Genomic DNA, 3,117 nt, shown 5'->3' with positions numbered 1-3,117 from the left:
GCGGCGGCCGGCGGGCGCCGAGGACGCCGCCGCCGCTCATGGCGGGCGTCGAACGGCGCTTCGCCGAGGCCGCCCCGCACGCCGAGCTCATCGTCCCCGACGCCCCGCCCGTCCTGGGCGCCGCCCTGCTCGCGCTCACCGAACTCGCCGCCGGCGACCAGCCGGCGGAGAACCCCGGCGCAGTGCCCGTCCCGACGGACGGCGCGGCGGTCGGCGCGGCGCGGGAGCGCCTCCGGGCGGCGTACGCGAAGGGCCGCACACCACCGGACGCCGGTCCCCGCGAATAAAGTCGATCAGCGTCCGAACCCCGTGCCGTCCGGCCGCGTCACAAAGATCACCGGAGGCGGCGCGGGGTGCGCGCGGACGCGTCGGGGGCGCCCCGCCCGCTTCTGGACAGCCGACAAAAGGACCTGGATACTCACAGCCATGGACGGTCAGCCCTCGTTCCCGGTGCGGGCGTCCGACACCGACCGCGACCAGGTCCTGCGCGCGCTCGGGGAGCGGCTGGCCGAGGGGCGGATGTCCCAGGACACCTTCGAGCGCCGGGTCGAGCAGGTGCTGCGGGCGCGCAGCCGGGCCGAACTCGACGACGCCGTGCGCGACCTGCCGCCCACCAGCCGCGTCGTCGGCCGCATCACCGGCCTGGTCTCCACCGTGTCGCAGGTGAGCGCGCGGATCGAGGCCGCCTGGCGGGCCCCCCGGCTGCCGCGCTTCCTGCTGCCCGGCCCCGGCCTCACCCGCATCGTCATCGGCCGCGCCCCCGGCTGCCAGTTCGTGCTGACCGACCTGACGGTCTCCCGCTTCCACGCCGAGCTGTACCGCGCCGGGGACACCTGGATGGTGTCCGACCTGGGCTCGATGAACGGCACCCGGGTGAACGGCTGGCGGCTCACCGGGCCCGCCCGTGTCCGCCCCGGCGACGAGCTCGGGTTCGGCAACCTCACCTTCATCGTCGCCGCGCCCTGACCTGCTCTTTCCGAGACCGGGTGCGAGCCGGGCGGAGCAGACCTACTCCTTGCGACTACTATTCGTGTCACTGCGGTTACTTTGTGAGATTGCCGGGGTATCTGTCGTGAGAACGGTCCCAAGGGGGGACCGAGCGAGAACGGGAGCTCTCTGACATGCTCAAGGCCACGATCCTGACCGCCGGCGCAGCCGCCGCGATGTTCGGCAGCCTGCTGTCCGCTCCGGCCCAGGCGGCTCCTGTCGCCGACCGCGGCGCCCCGGGCAGGGGCTGCGAGAACACAGCGGCCGAAGGCCTGCTCGGCCTCAGCCTGCTCTCGCCCCAGTTCAACGACTGCGACGAGTACTACTACGGGGGCGAGGACTACTACTACAACTACTATCCCCGCCGTCACCACCACCGTCACGGCGGTTACTGGGGCGGCTGGTGACAGGTCCCTCGCCGGCCTGACGGACCTCGCGAGGCCGCGGCCGACGGTGCGAACGCCCACCGACCGATCACGCTGATCGAGACGGCGTTCCAGGCCCAACGGCTCGTCCGTTGGGCCTGTCGCATGGACGGGCCCGCTCTCGCGCGGCCCGTCGACCCTCGGCCCCCTCGGGCCGCCGGCCCGGTGCCCGGGTCAGACCGCGCCGGCGCGGTAGACCACGACCGCCACGGCGATGTACTGCAGGACGTACGCGGCGACGGTGAGGGCGTGGAAGACCTCGTGGAACCCGAACCAGCGCGGCGACGGATCCGGACGCCGCAGCCCGTAGACCAAACCGCCAAGGCTGTACAGGATTCCGCCCAGGGCCACCAGGACGGCCACACCCACGCCGGTGCCCTTGATGAACTGGGGCACGAAGAACGCGGCGACCCATCCGAGGCCGATGTAGAGCGCGGTGTACAGCCAGCGCGGCGCGCGCACCCACAGCACCCGGAACAGCACGCCCGCGACCGCGCCCGTCCACACCACCGCCAGCACCAGCACGCGGACCGTGCCGTCCAGGATCAGGTAGGCGAACGGCGTGTAGGTGCCCGCGATGATCAGGTAGATGTTCGCGTGGTCGAAGCGGCGCAGGACGTCCTGCACCCGGGTGGACCAGCGGCCCCGGTGGTAGGCCGCGGACACCCCGAACAGCAGCGTCGAGGTCAGCGTGTAGACCGCCGCGCACACCCGGGCCGGCAGCGTGGGCCCCAGCGCGACCAGCGCCACCCCGGCCAGCAGGGCCAGCGGGAACGTCCCCGCGTGCAGCCATCCGCGCAGTTTCGGCTTGACCGCTCCGGCGATCTCGGCCGCACGACGCATCGCACCCCTCCCATCGGCGTCCGGACGCGCCGCACGGGTTCCGGCGCGTCCGGGATTGTGGTTACGGAACCGTAGGTTTCTCAACCTACGCCACCGTAGGTTTCTCTGCCGGACCTCTCAGAGTGAATCGTGGCACATCGGGGTGAATCTTGCGCGTGCAGCGCGGTGGCGGAAAGGAAGTGCGGACGGAGGCGTGGCGGTGCTCTCGGCCGCTCGCCTTGACGTTGTAAGGTTCGAACCGGGACGGACGCGACGGCCGTCCCTCGACGCAGGGAAGAGGACGCCATGCGCATCGGGTTCGCCGTGCCGGTCTCCGGGGCCTGGGCCACCCCCGCCAACCAGGCGGAGGTCGCCCGGCGGGCCGAGGAGCTCGGCTACCACTCCCTCTGGACGCTGCAGCGCCTGCTCAATCCCGCGGACTCCCCCGACCTCACCTACCGCGACGTCCCCGACCCGCTGGTCACGCTCGCCTACCTGGCCGGGCTGACGCGGCGGATCCGGCTCGGCGTCGCGGTCGTCAACATGCCGTTCGTCGCTCCCCCGCTGCTCGCCAAGCAGGCCGCCACCCTCGACCACGTCTGCGGCGGCCGCCTCGACCTCGGCCTCGGCAGCGGCTGGATGCCCGCCGAGTTCGCCGCGACCGGAACCCCGATGGCCCGGCGCGGCGCGCGCGCCGAGGAGTTCCTCGCGGTCCTGCGCACCCTCTGGACCGATGAGGTCAGCGAGTTCCACGGCGAGTTCTACGACTTCCCGCCCGTCGTCATGGAGCCCAAGCCCGTGCAGAAGCCGGGACCGCCGGTGCTGCTCGGCGGCGCCGCCGACGCCGCCGTGCGCCGCGCCGGGCGGCTCGGCGCGGGCTGGG

4 protein-coding genes and 1 pseudogene are annotated in these 3,117 nt (G+C 73.0%); 4 read left to right on the top strand and 1 reads right to left on the bottom strand.

What is annotated here, in order from left to right; all coding sequences use genetic code 11:
- The 3 genes and pseudogenes from AB0J52_RS33920 to AB0J52_RS33910 all read left to right on the top strand — a co-directional run.
- A pseudogene (locus AB0J52_RS33920) lies at window positions 1-287 on the top strand (hypothetical protein); the annotation flags it as partial.
- A 139-nt stretch (window positions 288-426) separates the two neighbouring features.
- Window positions 427-966 (top strand): FHA domain-containing protein, encoded by a 540-nt coding sequence (locus AB0J52_RS33915; RefSeq protein WP_500186973.1) that lies wholly within the window; start codon window positions 427-429, stop codon window positions 964-966.
- A gap of 155 nt (window positions 967-1,121) precedes the next feature.
- Window positions 1,122-1,394 carry a hypothetical protein gene (locus AB0J52_RS33910; RefSeq protein ID WP_500186972.1) on the top strand — a complete coding sequence of 91 codons (273 nt, stop codon included), beginning with the start codon at window positions 1,122-1,124 and terminating at the stop codon, window positions 1,392-1,394.
- A gap of 192 nt (window positions 1,395-1,586) precedes the next feature.
- Here AB0J52_RS33910 and trhA read toward each other — a convergent pair whose 3' ends face one another.
- Window positions 1,587-2,255: a PAQR family membrane homeostasis protein TrhA gene (gene trhA, locus AB0J52_RS33905; protein WP_500186971.1), complete on the bottom strand. Its 669-nt coding sequence runs from the start codon at window positions 2,253-2,255 to the stop codon at window positions 1,587-1,589.
- 285 nt (window positions 2,256-2,540) lie between these two features.
- Between trhA and AB0J52_RS33900 the strand changes: the two genes are divergently transcribed.
- The coding region (locus AB0J52_RS33900; RefSeq protein ID WP_500186970.1) for a TIGR03619 family F420-dependent LLM class oxidoreductase at window positions 2,541-3,117 on the top strand (577 nt) is incomplete at its 3' end.

The organism is Spirillospora sp. NPDC049652 (assembly GCF_040675125.1).
Classification (GTDB): Bacteria; Actinomycetota; Actinomycetes; order Streptosporangiales; family Streptosporangiaceae; genus Spirillospora.
This window is presented reverse-complemented; position numbering and strand designations above follow the sequence as displayed.